The organism is Lactobacillus sp. Sy-1 (assembly GCF_019303535.1).
GTDB lineage: Bacteria > Bacillota > Bacilli > Lactobacillales > Lactobacillaceae > Nicoliella.
This window is the reverse complement of sequence record NZ_JACCIU010000001.1, coordinates 715,115-740,237: the sequence shown is the minus strand read 5'-3', so window position 1 is coordinate 740,237 and position 25,123 is coordinate 715,115. Positions and strand designations below refer to the sequence as shown.

The 25,123-nt window shown below is 42.1% G+C and carries 18 protein-coding genes; 6 read left to right on the top strand and 12 right to left on the bottom strand.

Features of this window, described 5'->3' with window-relative positions; all coding sequences use genetic code 11:
* The first annotated feature begins 87 nt into the window (after positions 1 to 87).
* Entirely contained in the window at positions 88 to 933 is an 846-nt protein-coding gene (locus tag HZL42_RS02780; protein ID WP_219054182.1) for a sulfite exporter TauE/SafE family protein, read from the top strand.
* Entirely contained in the window at positions 933 to 1,316 is a 384-nt protein-coding gene (locus tag HZL42_RS02775) for a DUF1634 domain-containing protein (protein WP_219054181.1), read from the top strand. The genes HZL42_RS02780 and HZL42_RS02775 overlap by 1 nt, the downstream gene beginning before the upstream one ends.
* A gap of 23 nt (positions 1,317 to 1,339) precedes the next feature.
* Here the strand turns inward: HZL42_RS02775 and HZL42_RS02770 are convergent, their stop codons facing one another.
* From HZL42_RS02770 to HZL42_RS02760, 3 genes are all read right to left on the bottom strand, one after another.
* Entirely contained in the window at positions 1,340 to 1,831 is a 492-nt protein-coding gene (locus HZL42_RS02770; RefSeq protein ID WP_219054180.1) for a threonine/serine exporter family protein, read from the bottom strand.
* Positions 1,832 to 1,842: 11 nt separating this feature from the next.
* Positions 1,843 to 2,613 carry a threonine/serine exporter family protein gene (locus HZL42_RS02765; protein ID WP_370629292.1) on the bottom strand — a complete coding sequence of 257 codons (771 nt, stop codon included), beginning with the start codon at positions 2,611 to 2,613 and terminating at the stop codon, positions 1,843 to 1,845.
* Positions 2,614 to 2,679: 66 nt separating this feature from the next.
* A complete protein-coding gene (locus HZL42_RS02760; RefSeq protein WP_219054179.1) occupies positions 2,680 to 3,336 on the bottom strand; it encodes a metal-dependent transcriptional regulator in 657 nt (218 codons plus the stop codon).
* A 153-nt stretch (positions 3,337 to 3,489) separates the two neighbouring features.
* Between HZL42_RS02760 and HZL42_RS02755 the strand changes: the two genes are divergently transcribed.
* Positions 3,490 to 3,834 (top strand): hypothetical protein, encoded by a 345-nt coding sequence (locus HZL42_RS02755; RefSeq protein WP_219054178.1) that lies wholly within the window; start codon positions 3,490 to 3,492, stop codon positions 3,832 to 3,834.
* A 41-nt stretch (positions 3,835 to 3,875) separates the two neighbouring features.
* On the opposite strand, the gene HZL42_RS02750 is transcribed toward HZL42_RS02755, so the two are convergent.
* The 5 genes from HZL42_RS02750 to HZL42_RS02730 all read right to left on the bottom strand — a co-directional run bounded on the left by HZL42_RS02750 (position 3,876) and on the right by HZL42_RS02730 (position 7,345).
* A complete protein-coding gene (locus HZL42_RS02750; RefSeq protein WP_219054177.1) occupies positions 3,876 to 4,796 on the bottom strand; it encodes a cation diffusion facilitator family transporter in 921 nt (306 codons plus the stop codon).
* Positions 4,797 to 4,901: 105 nt separating this feature from the next.
* Positions 4,902 to 5,297, bottom strand: a complete 396-nt coding sequence (locus HZL42_RS02745; RefSeq protein WP_219054176.1) for a hypothetical protein — start codon at positions 5,295 to 5,297, stop codon at positions 4,902 to 4,904.
* A 2-nt stretch (positions 5,298 to 5,299) separates the two neighbouring features.
* Complete coding sequence (locus HZL42_RS02740) at positions 5,300 to 6,049, bottom strand: DUF1003 domain-containing protein (RefSeq protein ID WP_219054175.1); 750 nt, start codon at positions 6,047 to 6,049, stop codon at positions 5,300 to 5,302.
* Between the two features lie 3 nt (positions 6,050 to 6,052).
* Complete coding sequence (locus HZL42_RS02735) at positions 6,053 to 6,937, bottom strand: RluA family pseudouridine synthase (protein ID WP_219282843.1); 885 nt, start codon at positions 6,935 to 6,937, stop codon at positions 6,053 to 6,055.
* Between the two features lie 78 nt (positions 6,938 to 7,015).
* Positions 7,016 to 7,345: a hypothetical protein gene (locus tag HZL42_RS02730; RefSeq protein ID WP_219054174.1), complete on the bottom strand. Its 330-nt coding sequence runs from the start codon at positions 7,343 to 7,345 to the stop codon at positions 7,016 to 7,018.
* 327 nt (positions 7,346 to 7,672) lie between these two features.
* On the opposite strand from HZL42_RS02730, the gene proB reads away from it, so the two are divergent.
* Positions 7,673 to 8,485 carry a glutamate 5-kinase gene (gene proB / locus HZL42_RS02725; RefSeq protein ID WP_219054173.1) on the top strand — a complete coding sequence of 271 codons (813 nt, stop codon included), beginning with the start codon at positions 7,673 to 7,675 and terminating at the stop codon, positions 8,483 to 8,485.
* Complete coding sequence (locus HZL42_RS02720) at positions 8,478 to 9,722, top strand: glutamate-5-semialdehyde dehydrogenase (RefSeq protein ID WP_219054172.1); 1,245 nt, start codon at positions 8,478 to 8,480, stop codon at positions 9,720 to 9,722. The genes proB and HZL42_RS02720 overlap by 8 nt, the downstream gene beginning before the upstream one ends.
* A 119-nt stretch (positions 9,723 to 9,841) precedes the next feature.
* Here the strand turns inward: HZL42_RS02720 and guaA are convergent, their stop codons facing one another.
* The 3 genes from guaA to helD all read right to left on the bottom strand — a co-directional run bounded on the left by guaA (position 9,842) and on the right by helD (position 14,713).
* Positions 9,842 to 11,398, bottom strand: coding sequence for a glutamine-hydrolyzing GMP synthase (gene guaA / locus HZL42_RS02715; protein ID WP_219054171.1), 1,557 nt, complete (start codon positions 11,396 to 11,398; stop codon positions 9,842 to 9,844).
* Positions 11,399 to 11,485: 87 nt separating this feature from the next.
* The gene (coaA, locus tag HZL42_RS02710) at positions 11,486 to 12,409 is read right to left on the bottom strand and encodes a type I pantothenate kinase (RefSeq protein WP_219054170.1); all 924 of its coding nucleotides are present in this window, start codon (positions 12,407 to 12,409) and stop codon (positions 11,486 to 11,488) included.
* 9 nt (positions 12,410 to 12,418) lie between these two features.
* The gene (helD, locus tag HZL42_RS02705; protein ID WP_219054169.1) at positions 12,419 to 14,713 is read right to left on the bottom strand and encodes an RNA polymerase recycling motor HelD; all 2,295 of its coding nucleotides are present in this window, start codon (positions 14,711 to 14,713) and stop codon (positions 12,419 to 12,421) included.
* A gap of 152 nt (positions 14,714 to 14,865) precedes the next feature.
* On the opposite strand from helD, the gene HZL42_RS02700 reads away from it, so the two are divergent.
* A complete protein-coding gene (locus tag HZL42_RS02700; RefSeq protein ID WP_219054168.1) occupies positions 14,866 to 15,513 on the top strand; it encodes a histidine phosphatase family protein in 648 nt (215 codons plus the stop codon).
* 57 nt (positions 15,514 to 15,570) lie between these two features.
* On the opposite strand, the gene HZL42_RS02695 is transcribed toward HZL42_RS02700, so the two are convergent.
* Positions 15,571 to 24,927, bottom strand: coding sequence for a DUF5776 domain-containing protein (locus tag HZL42_RS02695; protein ID WP_219054167.1), 9,357 nt, complete (start codon positions 24,925 to 24,927; stop codon positions 15,571 to 15,573).
* Positions 24,928 to 25,123 lie beyond the last annotated feature (196 nt).

The window sequence follows — 25,123 nt, the reverse complement described above, 5'->3', positions numbered from 1 at the left end:
CGTTGGGCCTTTAAAAATTTACAATTATTTAAAAATAAGCATATAATTAACGATGTATCAAAATGTCTATATTTTAGGAGGATGATCATGATTGAGACTGCACTCATTATGATTGCACTAGGGGTTTTTGCCGGAATCGCTGGTGCTATTTTAGGACTGGGGGGTGGAATCATCGTTACCCCAATTTTAACGCTTGCTTTTGGCTTAAACATTAAATATGCGATTGGGGCAAGTATCATTGTGGTGATTGCCACTAGCTCTGGATCTACGATCGCTTACTTAAAGGACGAGGTTCTAAACCTTCGCGTGGCGATGTTCTTAGAAATTGCCACCACCATTGGTGCAGTAGCAGGTTCGCTACTCACCGGGGTTTTAGACCCAAAGTACCTCTATGTTTTATTTGGACTACTACTTATCTTTTCCGGTTTCAATATGTTCAGAAAGCTACGCATGAAACCTGATGATTATCGAAGCGGCAAAGAAGATGCCATTGCTAAAAAATTAGAGTTAAACGGCAGCTACTACGATAAGAATTTAAAGAAAACCATTGACTACCAAGTGACCAACGTTCCCAGTGGAATGTCCGTTATGTTTGGAGCTGGCCTCGCTAGTGGACTGCTTGGAATTGGTTCCGGAGCATTTAAAGTGATTGCAATGGATACATTTATGAAGATGCCATTAAAACCATCTAGTGCCACTAGTAACCTAATGATGGGGGTAACCGCTGCAGCTAGTGCCACGGTCTACTTCTTTAATGGAACCATCTTACCTAACATTGCTGTTCCATTAGCAATTGGGATTTTAGGTGGTGCCGTAGTGGGATCCAGGGTTATGCAAATTCTCCCCACTAAGCTAATCCGAATTGTATTCATCCCCATCTTGCTATATATCGGTGCTAACATGCTATTCCAAGGATTTGGGGTGAAACTATAATGAAAGACCAACCTAGTAAACAATTAAATCAAGAAATGAACAGTATCGAGTTAATAATTGGTAAGATTCTGCGGATTGGGGTAATCATTTCAGCTACCATCATGATTATTGGGTGGCTGCTGTTGGTAATTACGGGAAAGTCTGGTTACGTTGGTAACTTCCACCCCACTTCTTTTCGGGCCATCTTTGCTGGAGTGGCCACTTTAAAGCCATATGCAATCATGATGCTTGGGATTTACTGCTTAATTCTTACCCCCGTATTAAGAGTCATCGTTTCAATTTATTCGTTTTATAAGGAACGTGACATGCTCTATGTGTACATCACCATGTTCGTTCTCATTGTCTTAATCGTTAGTTTTTTCATTGGATTATCACAAGCATAGCAAAAAAACGGTATCGCTGCTCCCTAGCGATGCCGTTTTTTTTCAATTTTTTCTAATTTATCACGGTGATAATGCCGCGGCGAACGGTAATGACGAGCCTTAAATAACAGTTGATTTACCACTTCTGCAACTAAGAACCCAGCTGAAATTGAACCCGCAATGAATGCTACCTGCAAGAGGTTGTACTTAGCCAATCCATATTCATTCAATGCCATATCTCGCATGACTTGATACGCTTGCCCACCAGGAACTAGTGGTACTAATCCTGGAATGTTGAATATAATCACTGGTAATTTCTTATATCGGGACGCTAACACTCCAGCAATCCCAATCGTAAACGTGCCAAAAAAGTTACCACCAATGTAGCCGCCAAAGTGATTAACATAGAGGTAGTAAACTAACCATCCTAAAACGCCGACGATTCCATCTAAATTCAATGCGCGATGAGGAACGTTAACTAAAATTCCAAAACAAACCGTCGCAATGTATACGAAGAAGATATTTAAAATAAACATTAGTAAGCTCCCTATTTAAAGATTGTCAACGCCAGTGCAACCCCAAACCCAAGGGCACAAGCAATCATAAAGGCCTCTAGCCCCCGTGCTGGACCACTAACCAGGTTCCCAGAAAGCGCATCCCTGACGGCGTTCGTTATTGGCACCCCAGGCACTAGCGGCATAATCCCACCAATAATCAAGTCATCAGTACTATTCGCTAGGTGTAGTTTAATTGCAATTACCGAGGCCACCGCCACAACAAATGCAGCTAGAAACTCACTAATGAATTGAACCGCAATGTACTTACTAATCATATAATAAGCAATCCAGCCCAACATTCCAACCACACAGGCGGCCCATAAATCAGGGAGGTTATTTCTAAATACTACTTCTAGAGTTCCACTAATGATTGCCGCAGAGAGGGTTTGTAACCAGAATGGAAAGTCTTTCACGTTTTTCTCAATTAACGCTAAGCGACTATGGAATTCTTGAAGCGTAATCTTATGTTCGGCAAACTGTCGTGAGTAATCATTTACTAACGACACCTTTTCTAGATTAAACGTTCGCTTTTCAATTACCGCAATCTGCGCCCCAATCTTACTGCTGGGCGACATCATAATCCCAGTCAATGTAACGTAAGCTCGAGCCTGATATGCCTGTGCATTTTCTGCAATTCGATAAATTGTATCAGTAACTCGACTCATTTCAGACCCGTTTTCAATCATAATCTTACCGGCTAACAAACAAGTTTCAACAACGAGGACATCCTTTTTAGTCCGTGGTTTCGGCAATTTAAACACCACCCTTAATTTTTAATCAATATGTATTAAAAGAGCTCCCAGTGTGGGCGCCCTTTTATTAATCATCTATTCAACTGGTCTAACAAAGACATAGTGAGAGGCCTTATAACTAATTGAAATCTCCTGATTATCAGTGATATTAATCACTCTCATTGGACCCTCAAATGGAGCATGATCAATGACCTTTAACTTATCACCAATATCCAATTGAATATCACCTAGATACGTTAGTAAGTCGTGATTATCAATAAAGCGATCAACCACCACCGTCGAACCATCTTCCGCATCGTTCAATAAAGTATGGCTATCCTCAGAGTACTTTCCAGTGGCAGTCGGGATTACCCCGCCGTGTGGACAGTGGGTCGGATTACCCAGCTTATCATCCAACGCATTCAAGAGCCGCGGACTAGTAACATGCTCTAATTGTTCAGCCTCATTATGAACGTCTGGCAAGTCGTAATTTAGCTCCTTCACTAAAAAAGTCTCCCAAATTCGGTGCTTACGAACTAACCCCTCAGCTAGTTTTACTCCAGCTGGGGTTAAAGAAACTCCTGAATAAGGTTCATGCGAAACTAACCCTTCTTCAACGAGTTTATTAACCATTTCAGTAACGGAACCAGCGGCGATATTTAGCCCAATCGAGATTCTTTTGTTGGAGACCTTTTTAGTCGTTCCACCAAGTTCGAAAATGATTTTAAGATAGTCTTCCTTCATTGGACTCATTAATTTCACCTATTTTCATATCATTTCGCAAAAAACGGAATAAAAGATTCCGTTTTATTTTACGAAAATAACAATACAATATATAATGTAAATTATACAGCAAATTAATACCTAAATAAATGGTTAGGTTTTGTTAGTTAGGAGAGTTATTATATGAGTGATAAATTGTTTGATTTTAAAGAGCTGAATGATTCAGCTAAACACACAGCAGTAAAGGAATTTGCAATTTTTTATGTGCACCAATATGCTAATAATAATATGGAATTAATCGCTAACTACGATGTCGATGGAGTGGTTCAAGATATTAATCGGGACCTCTACATTAACCGGTTTAACCTCGAATCAACAATCATTAGCGATTCAGTTTCTGAAAGATTCTCCAAATACGCTCACCTATTAGAAAACATTGATCAAAAATACTTTGATAATGGGCATCCTGAAAAGAACTGGGATACCTGGTATGAAGATAAATACGCAAGTGTTCAACGTGGCCTTTAATTAAAATGGTTTTCAATCAAATAATGATTGAAAACCATTTTTTATTTAATGTCTTTCCCCTGGTCGAAGAAGAAGTCTTCTTGCTTGCCCCGCTCTACTTCAGCTTGAATCGTAACATGGTCAATGTTGTATTTTTGCTTCAGCATGTCACCGATTGGCTCGTAAATTTGCTCAGCATCACTAATTAGCATATCGTCCATATTAACGTGGGCCGAAAAAATAACGCTATTTTCATCAATTGACCAAATATGAACGTGATGAACATTCGTAACCCCATTGATATCCATAATATCTTTCCTTAAATGCTGACAATCAATCTGAGGAGCTCCCTGCATCAAAATATAAATCGTCTTTTTAATAATTGGCCACGTCTCAATAATAATGTAAACGGCCACAATCATTGTAACTAGGGGGTCGGTAAAGTACCACCCAAAGACCTTAATCAAAATTCCAGCAATAATGATTCCAACGGAGGATAGTGAATCACTCAAGAAGTGTAAATAAGTAGCACGCACATTCAGGTTGCCCCTTGCACCCCGACTTAACATCACCGCTGAAATAAAGTTAGCAATCATTCCAATAACGGCCACGATGAACATTAAGTCCCCGTCAACTTTTTCAGGATGCATCAATTTTTGCACTGCTTCAATGATCAAAAATCCAGAGACAACGATTAAAAAGACGGAGTTAATAAATGCTGCAATAATCTGCGCCCGTTTAAAACCGTATGTATTCCGACTGGTCTGTTGCCGACCACTAATGCGGTGGGCATAGTAACTCAAAACTACCGATAGCGAATCGCCCAAGTTATGAAACCCATCTGAAATTAAGGATAAACTACCAGCAAAAATCCCCCCTATAAATTCAACGACCGTAATTAGAGCATTTAAAACGGTAACAAACAAAAACTTCCCACCGCTGAGTGCATCCGCATGGTCATGGTTGTGATTATGTTCAGCCATTCAATCAGCCTCCTTTCATATTCACTTATAATTATACGTGCATGTTTGAAAATGTAAACACCAAAAACTAAAAAAAGATGCTCACGATTCGTAAGCATCTAATCACTACTCAACCATCCGCCAGTTTCCTTCAGCGGCCTTTGAAATTTGGTTTAGAAAATGTAAAATTCGACCAGCAGTTTCGGAATCGTGGGCTACCAAGTGGTTCAACCCTTCTCCAGAAACTAGTGGGGTGCCCAAGCTAAACTGACTTCCATCTAATTGACCCTCTGAAAATGCCACCACCGTTTCACCAGATTCAATCTGCGTGAAAATAAAGAATAAACTATAGTCATCGTTTTCCTTCATATAGGCGGGCATTGACCACACCCCAGTGGCAATTTCTTGCATCTCTTCATTATCAAACTTATAGTACTTATGGTTTTTCTTAGTAATTGGCTTTTCTAGGACGAATAGCATTTTGTTAAACACCGGATCACCTAATTTAATATTATCTTCCATTACTATGATTCCTCCTTACTTTGATTTAAACGTTCGTGCTCTTGACGCAGTCGCTCAATTTCAGCTCTAATTTCACCCAGCATTTCCAACTGGAGCCGCGAAACTTCTAACGCATGGGGCAGTTGGCTTTGGTTTAAGTGATCTAGTTTGGCATGTAAAATTCTTAGTTCATGTTCAGACTTTAAGTTAACATGAAAGTCATTTTCCGCATCCATCCGATCCCGATCAGCAGAACGATTTTGACTCATCATGATGATGGGAGCTTGAATGGCCGCGATACAACTTAAAAATAGATTTAATAGGATAAACGGGTACGGATCGAATTTAACCCCAAATAAGTGGGTTACGTTCAAGAACATCCAAACAACTAAAATTGCAACGAAAATTAAAATAAAGGTCCAACTACCACCAAAACGAGCCACAGCATCGGAAACCCGTTCACCAAAAGTTTGCGTATCTCTTAAAATTTTGTTGACATCGGTCACTTCATAGTTATCATCCTGCAACGCCTTGGTCAAACGGCGGTTAATCCGTTGATTATGTAAGTCGTCTGAATGAATCATCTGATCAATTCTACCAATCCGGTAATCCAGTAGATGGTGGTCACAAATAAAACTTTTCGGGGTTGCAGAATGGTGTTCATTTTTAATTTGATTGTAGAGTGGTTTCTCAAGCTCATACAAAAACATCCCCGCTTCAATCGGGTAACTTCGGTCATCAACAATGCAGGTGGCCAATTTTGGTTCAGCCATGGACTATTCCTCCCTATTAATTAAAGCTGCCATATCAGTGGGTAGTGGGGCTTGGTACTCAACAAATTGACTTCGGAATGGATCGTAAAACTTAATATCTAATGCATGCAATGCCTGGCGCTTAATCCCCTCATCGAGTGGTCCAGCATATAATTGATCACCCAATAACGGGTGCCCAATTTCACTAAGGTGAACCCGAATCTGATGTGTCCGACCGGTGTGCAACTGGATTCGCACCTCACTATACTTAGGGAACGATTTAACGACCCAATATTCCGTGCGGGCAGATTGCCCCCCTGTCATTCGGTGACGCCGAACTTCATCAGCTACCTTGCCAATTGGAAAGTTGATTGTATCATGTGGCGTTGCTAACTGCCCACTGACTAACGCTAGGTAGTGCTTATCAATTGCGTGATTCATTGATTGTTGGCTAGCAAAACTATTCGCAATTCGGTGCTTAGCAACTAACACCACTCCACTGGTGAACCGGTCCAGACGGGTAATCAAGTGGGGCCTTAAATCAGAACTTCCCTGATTCACTAAGTGCCCCTTAATGCGATTTACTAGCGTATCATGCCGATTGCTAGGCCCAGGTACAGAAGTCAACCCAGCTGGTTTATTAATCACTAACCAGTTGGAATCCTCATAAATCACTTCAATGGGCTGATTACTGGTGGCCACAGCGGGATCGCTAGTTTCAGGTGGTAAGGTGACCTGCACTACGTCATTGGTACGTAGTGCAACATTCTTGGTAATCGGCTGGTCATTTACTTTAAACTCACCGTCGTTACGGAGGGCCAAAAACATGCGGTGGCTAATGCCATGTTGCTTTAAAAAACTCTTTAAGGTATTCCCAGTTTGGTTTTGGTACCGCCATTTTAGTTCGATTGTGCTCCGCTCCCTTTGTTTAGTATCAACTAATATGATAGCAAAAAAAGACTGCTAATTGCAGTCTTTTATCATTAACTATTTTACAATGACCCCTTGTTTTACAAAGTGGGTTTTAATATACCTAGCAATTGCATCAAAATCGGCTGCCCCAAATGGGTGCCATTCGGATTGATTATCCTTTGCCATTAATTTATTATCTTGTTCTTGAACGTGAATCCCAGCTAATTTAGCGTAATCCACCCTTGCCTCCGGATGATAACTTTTTAACCAGCCAATCAAACGACGGTAACTAGTATCATAAATGAAACTAGCTTTCTCTAACCCGCGGTCCAAGCGATTTTGCACGTCGGTACAGACATTATTAAATGCACTGTCTTCAGCAGTTCGATACATGCATGAACTCATTTAATCAACCCTTTCATGATGATGATTTACTCATTATAACATCTTACAAAACTCAATTAAAATATAAGTCTTGATTTCTTAACATTTCCTAACGGATAAATACGTAAAAAATATCTAATTTTGTTTATGTGGCACCAACTAAATTATTACCATTAACAATATCAACCCGCAAAACGCAAAATAACCACCGTGATTTTTAAAGCAGCTAATAAGCTCTTTTGAAATAATAATGACCATTATAACACATCTAATTTATTTCTAATTTAATGATTGTTAGTTCTGACAAATTAAAGTAAACTAAGTTTAAAGAATGAAGGGATACAGATTATGCCAAATAAATATCACAGAATTGTTATTAAAATTGGAACTAGTTCAATCATTAATGCTGATAGTGACGTTAAACTGTCGGTAATTGAATCATTAACCCGCGTCCTCAGTGAACTTAACAAAGCACACGAAGTCTTGTTAGTGACCTCCGGAGCCGTTGGGGTGGGAATGCACACGGTCGGGATTAAAACGCGGCCCAGTGAAATTGGTGAATTACAAGCCCTCTCAGCAATCGGGCAAAGTGAGCTCATGGATATTTATTCCGACCACTTTAAAGCAACTGGCCAAACGGTGGCTCAATTGTTGCTAACCCGCGACGTTGTCGACTATCCTAAGAGCCGGCGCAACGTGTTACAGACAATTAATACGCTTCTTAAAAATAACGTCATTCCAATCATTAATGAGAACGATGCTGTCTCAGTTGATGAATTTGACCACCGGACTACGTTTGGTGAAAATGACCAGTTAGCTGCAATCGTCACTAATTTTGTTGCAGCTGATTTATTGGTGATCCTATCGGACATTAACGGACTCTACAATGCGAATCCTAAAAAGGATCCTACTGCTAAACTCTTGGAGTGGGTGCCAAAAATTGATGCTAAGCTGATGAAGGTTGCTGGTGGCCACGGTTCACAGTTTGGAACTGGTGGAATGGCTACTAAACTCAATGCAGCTAAGCTCATTTTAGATCACCATCGAGAAATGGCAATTTTAAACGGTGAGGATCCTGAAGTTATCAAGCAATTAATTAACGGTGCTAACGTAGGAACCTACTTTAGTGCTACTCAGCCGGAGGGACGAACAAATGAATAAAGACGATTTAATTCAATTGGGCAAACAAGCCCAGCAAGCTAGTTTTACCATTAGTAACCTGGGGACTAAGCAAAAAAATGACATCCTCTTGGCGTTTGCAGATGCCCTAGAACAACAAACCGCCGCCGTTTTAGCAGCCAATGAAAAAGACCTTGCAAATTCAGCAGTTGAAGCCCGCTTCATCGACCGGCTAACGTTAGATGAAGGCCGCATTGAAGGGATGGCTACCGGACTGCGCAAGTTAGTCGGCTTAAAGGATCCGATTGCCGAAATCGACGGTGGTTGGGAAACCGAAAGTGGCCTGCGGGTAATTAAGCAACGGGTGCCTCTCGGGGTGGTGGGGATGATTTATGAAGCCCGGCCCAACGTAACCATCGATGCTGCGGGCCTTTGTTTTAAGGCCGGTAACGCCGTTATTTTACGGGGTGGACGGGAATCCCTGCACTCCAATCTACAATTAGCAATGATTCTAAGAACGGTTCTTGAACAACATCACTTGGATCCGAATATCATCCAAATTATTGATGACCCATCCCACGAATTAGCCCAACAGTTTATGGAACTTACCGAGTACGTAGACGTTTTAATTCCCCGGGGGAGTGCTCGCCTAATTCAAACAGTCGTTAAGCACGCCAGCGTTCCAGTGATTGAAACCGGTGCTGGTAACTGTCACATCTATGTTGATCAAGCTGCTGAGGAACAAATGGCCACCGATATTATTATCAATGGGAAGGTGCAGAGACCATCCGTATGTAATTCGACCGAAAAGGTGTTAATTCACCAGGCCGTTGCCAAGCATATGTTGCCGGGAATCATTGCGACGCTCCGTGATAACGGAGTTGAGGTCCGTGGGGATGATGCAACTCGGCAAATTGTTAGTGATGTAATCCCTGCCAATCCTGAAGATTGGGATACTGAATATAACGCCCTAGTCATTGCAATTAAGGTTGTTGATTCTGAGGAAGCAGCAATTCGACACATTAATCAACACGGAACCCACCATTCGGAAGTAATCGTTTCTGATAATTACCAAGCGGGGGTCCAATTTCAAAAACAGGTTGATGCAGCGTGTGTGTACGTTAATGCATCTTCACGCTTTACCGACGGATTTGAATTCGGCTTTGGGGCTGAAATTGGGATTTCCACCCAAAAACTCCATGCGCGTGGTCCAATGGGCCTAAGAGCACTAACGTCGTATAAGTACGTGATTAATGGCAATGGTCAAGTCCGTAAATAATTGGGTTTGAAGAATGGAATGTAAAAAGGCGACTAAATGAATTTAAATCATTTAGCCGCCTTTTTGTATTGAAATGAAACCATCTTTTAAGTCGGGGGTTCAGTATATTAATTTATTCTTTATTCCCATTCAATTGTCGAAGGTGGCTTACTCGTAATATCATACACAATCCGATTAATCCCCTTCACGCTATTAACCATGCGCGTCGAAATCTTGGATAGGACATCCCATGGAATTTGTGAAAAGTCAGCCGTCATCCCATCAATTGATGAAACGGCTCGAATCGCAATCGTGTATTCGTAAGTCCGGCCATCACCCATTACCCCAACACTCTTGAAACCAGGAAGAACGGTAAAGTACTGCCAAACTTCACGTTGTAAACCGGCCTTCGCAATTTCATCACGTAGGATCGCGTCGGTTTCACGAACCAAATGGAGTTTTTCCTCTGTAATTGCACCAATCACCCGAATTCCAAGTCCAGGTCCTGGGAATGGTTGCCGCCAAACAAGGTCATCGGCAATTCCTAACTTCTTTCCAAGGACCCGCACTTCATCCTTGAAGAGTGAGCGAAGTGGTTCAATCAACTTAAATTGCATGTCTTCAGGAAGTCCCCCCACGTTATGGTGAGACTTGATGGTTTGAGCAGTGTCAGTCCCACTTTCAATCACATCAGTGTATAGAGTCCCTTGAGCTAAGAACTTGATATCCTTAAGCTTTGCGGCTTCATCATTAAATACTTGAATAAATTCATTGCCAATGATTTTCCGCTTCTTTTCAGGATCAGAAACGCCGGCTAACTTATCTAAGAACCGTTTTTGAGCATCCACCTTAATGATGTTAACCCCTAAATCTTCATTTAAGGCCTTCATCACTTCTTCAGGTTCATTCTTACGCATTAGCCCGTGGTCAACGAAGATACAAGTCAATTGATCACCAATTGCCCGGTTCAAAAGTGCGGCTACAACACTGGAATCAACCCCACCAGAAAGAGCAAGGATTACCTTTTGGTCCCCTACTTCTTGGCGGATTGATTTTACTTGTAGGTCAATGAAGTCATCCATTGTCCAGTTAGCTTTCGCCCCACAAACATTGAAGGCGAAGTTCTTAAGAATGTCAGTCCCGTACTTAGTGTTCCGCACTTCAGCATGGAATTGAACCCCGTAAAACTTCCGAGCAGTATCTTGCATTGCAGTGATTGGGCATTCTTCAGTCGTTGCAACGCTTTCGAATCCATCAGGAACCTTGGTAACTAAATCACCATGGCTCATCCATACTGGTTGCTTTTCTGGAAGGCCAGTAAAGAGGGTCGGTTCATCTTGTTCCGTAACGTCAATTTCGGCGTGGCCATATTGACCATTGGAAGACTTAACTTCCCCACCACCAAGGGTGTATGCCATCAATTGCATCCCGTAACAAATTCCCAAGATTGGAATCCCTAATTCAAAAATCTTAGGATCAACACTGAGTGAATCCTTGTCATAAACACTATTAGGACCACCAGAGAAGATAATTCCCTTAGGCCCCCATTCCTTAACTTCTTCAGCAGTCATCGTATGGGGTTTTAATTCTGAGTAAACGCCCAAATCACGGATTCGACGGGTAATCAATTGATTGTATTGACTACCAAAGTCTAATACCAAGATCTTATCGAATGCAGATAAATCAATATTAGCCAAGCCGTTACACCCTTTCACATAATTCAAACAATTTCTGTATTTAGTAATAATGATAATCGATAAACTAGGTTGAGGTCAAATTAAATTCTAGTATTTCCGTAACAATAGTTCATCAATCATGTGGTGGGTTGATTTATGAATGATCATATTGGCCCGACTCCTGGTTGGGAGGATGTTATCACTTAAATTTGGCAGATCAATATCCCGCCAGACCCGCTTGGCCATTTGGATTGCTTCTTTCCGGTCACCAGTAGCGTAATCGTAGTAATAATTGGATGGATTCATAAACGCCGTATCCATTAATTTTTCGAAACGATCCAAATACCAGCTCTCAATCAGCTTCGGGTCGGCATCAATGTAAATTGAAAAATCAGTGTAGTCACTGACGTAGATTTGCTGGTTACTGGGCAGCTGCAGCGTATTAATCCCCTCAATGATCAAAATATCCGGACGGTCAATAATATCATAGCGATTCGGGATAATATCATAGACATCGTGCGAATAGACAGGTGCTTTAACGTCTTTCTGCCCGTCCTTGACTTGATCCAAAAAATAAATCAACCGGGCCATGTCGTAGCTTTCCGGAAACCCCTTGCGATCCATTAAACCACGCCGTTTTAACTCTGCAGTGGGGTATAAAAACCCATCAGTCGTAATCAGTTGAATCTTTTTGTCCTTCAAAAAGTAGGTTAACAATAACTCTAACAGCCGGGCAGTAGTGGATTTTCCTACCGCAACACTTCCAGAAATTCCAATAATGAACGGAATCTTTCGGTGGGGCTGCTGTAAAAAATCAGCCCGCGTCGCCTGCCAACTATCAAAGCTATTGGTCCGCAACCTAAGAAGATGCACTAAGGGAATATATACGTCTCGAACATCCTTTAACGAGATTTCATCATTAAAAGCCTTAACTCGTTTTAACCCCTTCTTTGTCACTGGCAATGACCGGGCAGAATAAAACTGACGCCACTTTTCCTTCGTAAATGAATAGTAATTAATTGGTTTACTCATAACGACCACCTACTTTAACTGGTACCGTTCAGCAGGAACCGCACTGAATAAAGGTGATAGCTCCTTTTCAGCAATTACAGTTAAATCATGCATTGCCCGGGTACAAATCGTGTAAACGAGTTGCCGGTCATCTTCACCTGGGTACTGCTTTTTGGAAGCATCCCACATAACTACTGAATCAAATTCAAGCCCCTTAGCTAGGTAGGATGGAATTACTAACACCCCATTGGTTAGCCGTTGATTTTCGGTCCGTAGTAAATTATTTTTGATTCCCCGGTCGTTCAACTGGCTACTCAACTGAATACAATCAGCCAGGGTTTTGCCAATCACCGCAATCGTTTCGCCGGATTCAGATTCAATTACCCCTTGCAATACATCTAACGCCGCTGGTTGATCCTTGGTAACGTTAATTACCGGTAATGCTCCCTGTCTAGCAAATGATTCAATCTTTGAATCGCTCCCCAATAGGTACTTACTAAAGTCGGTGATTTGTTCAGTTGAGCGATAAGACTTATTCAATTCGATCACCCGCGTTTTTTCAGGATCAAACATGGTTGCTAAATCGCGCATCATACTATGGCTATTTTCATGGGTAAAAATGGCCTGATTCAAGTCCCCTAGCAACGTAAATTTCGCTCGTGGAAAACTATACTTTAAAAAGGCCAATTGGAATGGCGTGTAGTCCTGCACTTCATCAATGAATAAATAGCGAATATCACGATTAACATGACGACCAGTCATTCGATCATAGAGGTAGAGATAAGCAGAGACGTCAGCCATTGAAATTTGGCCGTTCTTAAGGCCCTTAACCGTTGAATTAATCCCCGCTTGCCATTCTACCGCTGTAATCTGATGATTGCTTAAATCAATTAATTGGGGCATTTGCTTTAGCATTGTCACAACTTGATTATTAATGCTCAAGAAACGGTTATGGATGATTTGCCGGTGCACCTTCTTAAAGGCTCCAATTACAATATGCTTAGCTAAGAACCGGTATTCAGCATCAGGATCCGCAAATTCTTCCGGATGCCCCATTCGAATCGTCCGTAACTGCTCATCACTTAAATCTTGAATTGCACTTTCAACCCACTTGGATTTCATTTCGGATTTGATTCGCCGGTTCAACCGTTTCACTAGTGATTCACGGGTCCCATCAATTCGGTTCCGCAGGTTATAGTTGTCGTTAAATCCATAGTAAATATCGCGGATCATTTCCTTGCTGAACAAGATGGAACCCTGGAATTTGATGTTTCTAAAGTGCATCCCAGCGTGATTTAGGCTATCAGCATAATTCGTAACGGCTTTAAAGTAGGCCAAACTACTCTTAAAGTCATTGATTTTCCGTTTGTGTGTTGCCCCTGAATTATCTTCTAAGAACCGCTGGGAAAGGTTTTCAACTTCAAGGTTGGGCAACCGATGACTAGCGTATTGATAGTACGTCATCTGGACCATGTTTTGTTCACCCAACTCTGGGAGCACCTGATTAATGTAATCGTTAAATAACTGGTTTGGTGAAAATAAAATCACTTGGGATGAATTTAAATTCCCCCGGTATCTGTAAAGTAAAAACGCAACCCGTTGTAAAACGGCCGCGGTCTTTCCGGAACCAGCGGCCCCTTGAACGAAAAGGAGGTCCGATTTAGTGTCCCGAATGATTTGGTTTTGTTCGCGTTGAATGGTGGTTACGATGCTCTTCATCTTGGTGCTAGACTGGTTACTGAGGTTCTTGAGCAGTAATTGATCACCAATCGCAGCATCGGTATCAAAAATCGTTTGAATCTTCCCATTTTCAATTTGGAATTGGCGCTTTAGCTTTACGTCAACCGTTTGTTCACCATCGGGGGTTGCATACTTAACCTCCCCCAACTTATTTTCATAGTAAATACTGGAAATTGGCGCCCGCCAATCGTAAATCAAATAGTGATCTGGTGAATCTGCTAACGATGCTAGTCCAATATAGATTTTTTCATCGCGGTTTTCACCGTGCTCATGAATATCAATCCTAGCAAAGTATGGGCGCTCCTGCAGGCGGGTGAGCTTTTCAACCTGTGCCGTAGCACTATTCCAACTATTTTGACGTTCATCTAACAACTGTTGTTGTTGTCGAATCGATACGGAGGTATCCATCAGGCCGCTGTAAGTGCCCGAGTTCAAGCGCACATCGTTATAAAAGTTATCTTGAATTGCTGATTCATCACGCTCAGCCTTTTTCACACTTAATTCAAACTTATGTTTCTGAGTTCTAATTTCATCTTCTACCACGTCTAAATGGTGTTGTTCATATTCTTTAATCGAGTCAGCCATTTTTTTCTCCCCTAACTTCGAAACTTGACTAAATATTTTAGCATATATTCGCTCAATAAAAAACTATCAAGCCATAAAATAGCAATTAATTCCCTTAATTTATAAATATGATAAAATTAGGGTAACAAATAATGATGCCTAGGAGGATTTTTATGACAACCGTAAATATTTATTTTGTTCGTCATGGTCAAACCTATCTCAATTTTTATAACCGAATTCAAGGAATCATCGATGCCCCCCTTACTAAAAAGGGAATTGCTGATGCTGACAATGCTGGTGAGCGTCTTAAAGCTGTCGTATTCGATGCCGCATACTCAAGTGATTTACCACGAGCTGCTAACACTGGTCGCCACATCCTAGCTAAAAACCAATCCAGCATTAAAGAACCCACCTTAGACAAAGCGTTTCGTGAGGAAAACTTTGGTTACTTTGAAGGAAATGATAGCGGCCAAGCTTGGCACTTCATCGGTGGCCCCGAAGGCCTATATGACTTTAGCGAAATGCTTAAAAAACACGGAATGGGCGGCACCGCCACTCTAATTCGCAGTGCCGACCCTTACAAACAAGCTGAGGATGATGACATGATCAGAGCTCGTTTCCAACCCGGTTTAAAGCGAATTTTAGATAATGCTAAGGACGGCGATAACGTCTTAGTTACCGCTCATGGTAGCATCATTCGTTGGATCACCGAACAATACAGTGACTTTGACATCTCAAAGCCAATTCGTAATGGCAGCATAACTAAAATGGTGGTTACGGATAATAAACCAGCAATTGAATACTATAATCGCATTGACTAATCAGCAAATAAAAAAGATTCGGATTTTAAAATCCGAATCTTTTTTATTTAGTAACGATTATTTTTCGTCATCAAACTTTACGAACCGCTTATTAGTAGTTAGGTAGTGACCATCACTAGTCTTAAATCTAGTAATTGACTTATATGGAACAACCTTAGCTACCTTGTAAGTGGAACTATCACTCTTCTTTAAGAATTTAATCCGCGCATCATTGGTGTACTTAAGGGTCTTATAAGTGTAAATCCCCTTAGAATTAATAACCTTAACCCGCGCACTCTTAGAATTCTTTAAATCAGCAGCTTGGTAGTAAGCATTCATTACAAAATTCTTATTAGCAGTTACATAACCGCCCTTAACAATGTAACGAACCCGACCAGCCTTAGAAAGAGTAATTCCAAGTACCTTGTATTGTTGCTGCTTATCACGAACTTTTTTGGTCAACTTCTGTTTCCGACCGTCCTTAGTAAACGTAGCCTTATCGTACTTGTAGATAGTCTTAATAACTTGGATGTGTAATGGCTTTTTAGCTAAGCGTCTGTTAAATCCTTCAACATACCCCTTCCGGTATTCTTCAGACTTACCACGGAGATTACTCCGTGAAAGTGAAGTGGTTGCATATCCAGATTCAAGTCCAGCATTGTAATCTGAGGTAGCCTTATCAGTAGAAGTCGTTGTAGAACCAGCCGAACCAGTTTGCGCTTGCTTAGCATAGCTTACAGCATCACTAGCATAACTGTTTGCTAATGATTCCAATGCAACCGCTTGAGATTCAGCTGAGCTAGCAACCGCACTATAGTAACCAGCAGCACTTGAATTTCCGTTTGCCATCTGTGAACTAGCTGCACTCTGAGCACTACTTGCAATACTTGCAGCTGAACTAGCTGCACTAGCTGCACTTGAGGCTTTACTTGCTGCACTTGAGGCTGCACTAGCTGCAGATGGATTCTTTGGATTAACATTTCCACTAGTAGCAGCATTAGATGCAGTACTTGCTGCACTAGATGCGGTACTTGCAGCGCTAGATGCAGTACTTGCTGGTGAAGAACTAGCAGGAGTGCCTGAATTGGAGCTGCTACCGGAGCTAGAAGCACTTCCACTTGTTGAAGTGGAACTAGACCCAGAAGTGGAACTAGATCCATTTGAAGCTGATGAGCTAGGTGCATAAGGATTTGATGGCGTAGGTCCAGGAACATATGGATTACTTGAAGGTGTGTACCCACCATTTCCTGAACTTGGGGTTGGAATCGAGCTCGAACTTGATGGAGTGGAGCTGCTTCCTGATCCGGAGTTTGAACCAGAGCTGGATGGGTTAGCGCTACTTCCTGAACCAGAGTTTGAACCAGAGCTGGATGGGTTGACACTGCTACCTGAACCAGAGTTTGAACCGGAACTGGATGGGTTGACACTGCTACCTGAACCAGAGTTTGAGCCGGAACTGGATGGGGTTGCACTGCTACCTGAGCCGGAGCTCGATCCAGAGCTGGATGGGTTAGAACCACTTCCTGAACCGGAGTTAGCAGAACTTGCCAATGCTGATGCTGCACTATATGCAGAACCAGCAACTTGTTCTGCGCTTTGCGCAATTGAATTTTGCTGGCTAGCTTCAGAAGCGAAATCCTTTGCATTTTGAGCCGTTTTACTAGCCTGTAGAGCTGAATTTTGAGCCTGAGAAAGAGCCGAACTTGCAGCAACCATATCATGGGCAGAAACTGCGCTATAAGCTTCTGATTGATAAACAGATGCATCAACTGCAAAGCTACTTGAAGTGTTAATTAAATTATGAGCCAAATTATTAGCGGAACTAGCTTCAAAAGCAGCACTATCAGCTAATGAAGATGCGGTAGATGCAACAGATGCATATGAAGACATTGAAACTGATGGATACTTACTATTCAAGGAGAGCGTTTGATTATTATAAGAACCAGCACTACTTGCAGCAACACTTGCAGCAACAGCTTCACTATTAGTAACAGAGGCAGCACTAGATGCAGTTGAAGCAGCAATTGCAGCTCTACTTGCTGGATTATCATTAAATGAACCACTATATGCAGCATTAGCAACTGATTCAGCAGCTGAAACCGCACTATTCATTTCACTAACCGCACTGGAAACTCCCGATTCATTATTAGCACTAGATGCGGCCATCGCATTAGATTCGGCAATGGAAAGCGCAACCGATGCAGAACTCATGCCACTCGCAATTGATGAGGCTGAACTAGACCCAAATGGATCGTTAGAAGTGGCTGAACTAGCAACACTGGAAGCACTGCTAAATGCTGAATTAGCAGAAGCAATTGCAGATGATAAGCTAGCAGAGTACGCAGAACTAGCAGTAGAACTAGCTTGGCTAGCAGTAGAACTCATTGCACTAGTTGCAGAACTTAATGCGCTAGATGCACTAGCTGCAGTACTAGTAGCACTGGATAAGTCATTAGAAGCTTGACTAGCAGTTGAAGAAGCTTGACTAGCAGTCGAAGCAGCGGAGCTAGCTACAGAGGCATCACTAGCAGCAGCCGATGGGTTACCAGCATTAGCAGCACTAGATGCAGCTTCACTAGCGGAGTGAGCAACAGATGCAGCAGAACTAGCAACTGAGTTAGCACTAGAAACAACAGAAGCATCACTCGAGGCTTGGCTATTAGCTGATTGCATTGCCGAGTTAGCAGATGAAGCAGCACTAGCAGTTGAAGCAGCGGCAGAAGCTTCAGATTGCATAGAAGAATTATCTGGATACTTACTTGCTTCAGAGGCAATTGAACTGGCTACCGAACTAGCTGAAGCATTATCGCTAGCCGCACTGGATGCTTCAGAAGCAATTGAACTAGCTTTAGATTGAACAGAACTATTTTCACTAGCAGTTGAAGCAGCAGCACTAGATGCAGCACTGGAGGCACTGGATGCTTCAGAATTAGCACTAGATGCCGCATCAGCGATTGATGCTGCGGCACTTGCATCATTGTTTGCTCTGGTATCAGCTTTAGATGCGACAATTGCAGCTGAGTCTGCAATAGCAGCTGCAGATACTGCAGAATCTGCAGCGTAGCTAGCTACACTAAGTGCAGAAGATGCTTTTGATGCTGCTGAGCTTGCAGCGTTAGCGGCACTAGAAGCAACGGCAGATAAAGAGTCAGCAATTGACTTGGCAGAACTATTAGACTTATCTGCATTATAAGCTGACCATGCAGAATTTGCTAGACTAACTGTCCCACTCGCTACGGAGGCTGCACTGTTCGCTTCACTAACCGCAGCACTGGCATCATCAGAAGCACTATCAGTAATTGATTTAGCCAAACTCGCTTGATTTGATGCAGCTGATGCAATTGAATTAGCAGATTGAGCTGTTGAAGCAGCAGCACTAGCATCAGATGCAAGGCTACTTATAGCACCATTTGAAGAATTAGACTTGGCAATTGCTGCTGCAACTGAAGCAGCGCTATTCGCATTGATAGTCGATGCACTTGCTTCACTACTCTTAACCGAAGCATCTAAGCTGGCAATTGAAGCTTTCTTTGCGTCGGCACTAGCACTAAGGGAGTTAGCAACCGCAACACTGGCAGCGTCAGAAGCACGTGATGGATTCAATGATGTGTTCGAAGGTACTAAACTAGCTGCAGTTGATTGAGCATCAGAGGCAGCAGAACTGGCGATTGAAGCGGCACTCGAAGCGGTTGAAGCAGCACTTGAGGCAATTGAAGCATCAGAACTAGCAGCATTTGATGCTGAACTGGCTTCGCTATTTGCAGAACTAGCGGTTGAGGCAGCTGAACTAGCAGTGGAAGCAGCACTGGAGGCAATACTATTTTCTGAAGATGCTGTGGAACTGTCACCCTTAGAAGCAGCACTCGCTGCAGCACTAGCAGCACTGGAGGCAATACTTGCAGCACTAGAGGCAGTACTATTTGCAGAACCGGCAGTGGAAGCAGCACTGGAGGCCTTAGAAGCATCAGAACTAGCAGCGCTATTTGCAGAACTGGCGGTTGAGGAAGCAGAGTTAGCTGTTGAAGCAGCTGAACTAGCTGTTGAAGCAGCACTACTGGTATCAGAATTATCAGATGCGATTGAGTTAGCGGAACTAGCTTCGCTAGCTGCCTTACTTGCATTACTACTACTACTTGAAGCATTAGAATTAGCGCTTGAAGCACCGGAGGTACTGCTACCTGTGGCACTGGCAGTACTAGAAGCAGCACTGGCATCACTTGATGCTGCTGAAGATGCACTCGAAGCCTCACTTGAAGCACTAGATGCAGAATTTGCAGCACTATTCCCAGTAGAAGCAGCACTACTTGCGTTGCTAAATACAGAAGTAATCTTATCATTAGCACTAGCTGCAACAGCTTCTACGGACTTTGCAACACTGGCAGCTGATGATGCATTATTAGCGGTTGAAGCAGCAACTTGTGATGCTGACTGAGCTCTAGATTCTGCTAAACTAGCATCCGCAGCAGCTTGCGAAGCCTGCGTAGCAAATATATTACCAGATTTATAATTACCAGCAGCATAAGCAGATGAAGCTGAATTTGAGGCTGATCTAGCGGTACTTACAGCTGATTGAGCAATCGAATTTTGAGTTGAAGTTTCATTTGAGGCGGATGATGCACCTGATCTGTCAATTTGAGCAACATCATTTGCAGATGCAGCAACTGAAGATGCAGATTGAGCAATTGCATTATAAGAAGTAGCCGAAGCCAAGCTATTTGCAATTTCTGAATTTTGTGAATATTGAGATGCCAAACTACCAATTGCACTGGTCTTACTACTTGCTTGACTAGCATAGCTAGAAGTTTGAGCATTCGCAGCACTAGCATCATTCGCAGCACTGTTTGCATTGGAAGCCACAACGCTCATTGCATTTGAAATTGATGTTGTTTCTGAAGCATCACTAGAAGTGGCACTTGATGCTGATGATGCCTGGCTGTTACCAGAATTTGCAGTTGATGCTGGATCAACCGGTTGATAACTATCCATGCTATTAGCTTGGCTAGCAGCATCGCTTGCAACTGATCCTGCAGAACTAGCTACACTGGCGGCACTCGAGGCCTTGTTAGCAGCGCTGGAACCAATTGAATTTGCGGAACTTGCGGTTGAAGCAGCGGAACTAGCTACGCTAGCATCTGAGCTTGCTTGGGAAGCAGCTGAAGAAGCTACGCTAGCAGCACTGGCAGCAGCTGAACTATTTTGAGCGCTAGCAGCGGAACTAAATGCTGAAGCGGCACTCGATGCAATCGAAGATGCTGAACTAGCAGCACTGGCAGCACTCGATGCAACTGAATTAGCACTTGATACGGTATCAGAAGCACTCGATACTACTGCTGAAGCAGAACTAGCAACGGAATTTGCTGAACTTGCTACACTAGCAGCACTAGCTGCTTTACTTGCTTCTGATGAAATTGCCGCGTTACCAGGATTATTTGAGGCAGCATTAGAAGCAGTGTTAGATGCTAAATTAGCTGCACTAGCTGCAGAGCTGGCAACAGAACTATTAGATGAAGCGTTAGTAGAATTAGTGTTTGCAGATGAGCTATCTGCACTAGCGTTAGATGATGCAATCGATGCAGTATTAGAAGCTGATGAAGCTACACTACTTGCTGAGCTAACTGTCGAGCCATCACTAGCAATTGCGTTACTAATGGCAGCGGAAGCAGAGTTAACAGCATTATTAGCAGTAGTTGCTGCGCTAGATGCAACTGCTGAATCGCTTTGAGCCCGTTGTTCAGCACTAGTTGCTGCTTGAGCTGCTGAATTTGCAGCGTTAGAAGCAGAACGTGCCGTACTATCAGCACTAGATGCAACGCTTGCAGCACTTTGTGCTTGACTAGCATAACTGGCAGCTTCAGAACCAGATTGAGCAGAATTAGCCTGTGAAGCATAAGAATTGGCTTCTGACGCAGCACTGGATGCTGCTGTAGCGGCAGATTTAGCAGCATCGTTTGCTGAATCAGCAGTTGATTTAGCGCTAGAAGCATCGCTAGAAGCAATTGTTGCATCAGACGCTGCAGATGAAGCAACTGAATTTGCTGAATTAACAATGGAAGCTGCACTGGACACGGCTGGATTATCACTGTTATTACTATTTAAACTGGCAACTGCTGATGATGCTGAATTAGCGGTGGATGCTGCACTAGCTGTTCCCTGTGATGCAGAGCTAGTAGCAGTGGATGCTGAATCGGCAACACTAGCTGCACTAGAAGCTCCACTTGCAGCTGAGGAAGCATCAGTATTGTAGCTACTTGCGCTATTATTAGCGGAGTTAGCATCGTCACGGTTCCCTGCTTGTGATGCTGCTGAGGCAGCACTGGATGCTTGTGATGCTGCTGAACTGGCATCTGCTGATGCTGAACTGGCATCTGCTGAATCTGAAGCTGCCTTTGATGCGGCTGAAGCTGCCTTTGATGCGGCTGAACTTGCATCTGCTGATGCTGAACTTGCATCCGCAGATGCTGAGCTAGCTGCTGATGATGCTGAACTTGCTGCCGAAGAATCACCCTTTGCTGCTGCTGAAGAAGCAGCACTAGCCTCAGACTTAGCTGTTGAGGCAGCGCTAGATGCTTTTGATGCTGCTGAGCTTGCTGTTGATGATGCAGCACTTGCATCTGATGAAGCTGAACTTGCAGCTGAAGCTGCTGAACTTGCTGTTGAGGCAGCACTAGATGCCGTTGATGCTGCTGAGTTTGCTGTTGAGGCAGCTGAAGAAGCTGATGGATCATTAGGGTGGTTACTTGCTGTTGATGATGCAGCACTAGCTGCAGAGTTAGCTGCTGAAGCATTACTAGATGCTTTTGAAGCATCACTATTTGCACCACTCGCTGCTGAATTTGCTGATGCAGAGTTAGAGCCAGCTTTATTACTATCAGTTGATGCTGAAGAAGCACTAGCTGAAGCACTAGCTGCTGCTGAAGAGGCACCAGATGCGGCACTATTACCGCCACTTGTATTATTAATCGCAATTTGAGCTGCACTAGAAGCAGTGGAAGCTGCTTGTGAAATCACAGCAGCTTGACTATCTGCTGCTGTTTTAGCGCTAGCTGCAACACTAGCTTCTAAAGCTGCAGATGCATTTGCGTTTGCAGCTGCACTACCAGCAGAAATCATAGCTGATTGATTATCATTTGCCGTAGTCATTGCAGAACTAGCAGCTGAACTATTTCCAGCACTAGCAAATGCATTAACAGCACTAATTGCTGAATTAACAGCATTACCAAATGATGCCACTTCTGAAGAAGCACTCGATGCCTGGGCAGCGTAAGATGATGCACTAACGTATGCTAATGAAGCATCATTATTATTACTACTTAATGCTGTTGCTGCAACACTTGCAACTGAGCTTGCATTGGCAATTGTTGAAGCAGCTGTAGAAACAACTGTATTACTTGGGTAGGCGCTAGCCAGTGAACTAACCTTACCAGATGCGGAATTAATTGAGCTAGTAATTGAGTTCTGTCCAGCTAGACTTGTAGAAGAAACCACAGCTGAATTGGCAATAGTGCTAGTAACAGCTGAACTTGCTTCACCAGAGTTAGCGGAAGCAGTGGAATTTGCTGAACCCACTGCACCAGCGTAACTACTTGCAACTGAATTTACTAAGCTACCAAGTTCAGTTGAATAATTACTGATAAGAGAATTGTTTCCAGTAAAACTTGAAGCAGGCTGAACGAACTTATAAAAAGCAGAAGTTGCAGAACTAATTTTCGATAAAAGTGAGTTACCTTGATCTGCATAAATATTAAGTTGCGTTACAGCTGAATAAGCTGTAGCTGCAGTAGAACTCACATTAGGATTTTCCACATTAAAATCTGATTGAATACTATTAGCATAGGAATTAACCGTATTTTGTAATTCAACCGCAGAAGAGTAGATCGATGAAACAAAATTAGAAGAACCAGACCCTACAAAACTTGAAAGAGTACTAAAATAAGAAATTTGACTATTATTAACAGTTGATGAGGAGCTATTAGCATTAATTGCACTTTCAGCAGCACTAACAGACGCAGCCATACTAGCAAAGTTAAAGTTGGAATAAACACTACTATAAATAGCGTATACTGAGCTAATAGAGTTTAACTGAGCGGTATCACTAGTAATTAAATTTACATTATTTGAAGCTACTGTTTCAAGGGAGGAAAAATATGATGCCTTAGCTGAATATGCAGAGTCACCACTATTACTACTAGTAGCAATAGCATCTCTGGCAACACTAAGTGCAGAAGAAACATTTACAAAGCTATTAGGAGAAGTATAGTTTATAGCTCTCAATACTGTATCAAGGTTACTAGCGTTAGAAGTTGTTTGACTATAATAATTATCACCATTTGATGAAATTGTATTGTAGATGTTCCCATAAGAACTAATGGCCGTATTAAAATCAGATGCAGCAGTACTTACATCAGAATCAGAAGAACTACGAGTCGTCCATGAAAGGACAACTTCATTAGCAGAGCTCATAAATGCACTATAAGCAGTATAAAGTGATGACATTGAATTAGCATTTAGTTTAATATCGGCAACCGAGGAAGCCACTAAAGAAGCTAGTGATAGTGCAAATTTATTTGGATTGGTAGCATTAGCACTACTTGCTTTAGATGAAGTTGTTGAACTTATAGCATCAGCTCCAGAAAAATAAGCAGGATCACTATAACTAGAATTAGCTCGAGAAATCAGTGCATTCAAACTACTTAATGCAATTGATAATGAAGCCTGAACACTAGCAACACTACTAGCATAGCTATCTTCACTGTTACCCATCCGATCATCCACCGATAGGTTCCCTAATAAAGCTGCGCTACTCAAATCAGCACTATTATCTGAGGATTGACTACCATCAGATGAGCCACTGGAAGCCCCAACTACTGATTGAGTGTAGAGTGATTGAGTGTTTAAGTCACTAGAGTCATTAGAACTAACCGATGGGGTAACTGAATTACCACTTTGGACACTATTAACACTTGAACTAGCTGAATCAACGTAATTACTACTTTGAACACTGCTTGAGTTAGCGTTATCTGAAACAACCTGATTGCTGTTTTGAACACTACTAGAGGAACTGTTTCCCGTGTTATTACCATTTAATAATGAAGTAGAATAAAGCGAAGTCGTACTCCCTGAAGTGGTGTTACTACTAGTCACGTAAGTATTAGTTTGACCACTAGTTGCAGATTGGTAGCTATTAACGGATGATTGGGTTAGATAAGTATTGTTACTTGATGTTGTCACGCTGTTATTATTTGAACTATTCTGATACCCATTCCCATAGTTATTAGTGGATTGAGCATTAACATCAGCATGAACGTTTTCTTGATAAGCAAAACCAGTACTCAAAATCCCAAGAACTGAGAAGGAAACTACGACCCAGTTCTTTTTGACTTTTTTCATGATTTTTTTATCATTTATTTTTTCATACTCAAACTTATTGTATTTCATTTAACTTGTCTCCTTTTTTATGTAAGTTTAAAAAACGAGTTTTTTTATAAACAGTCACATATTCATTGTTTCATACTAAATATTATACATCTAATCACACTCTTTTTTAACCATTATGGATAATTTAATTTATAATAAAAATTTCTATTTGTTAAATTAATATCATTTTAAAGTGTTTATTTACTAAAAATAAGCA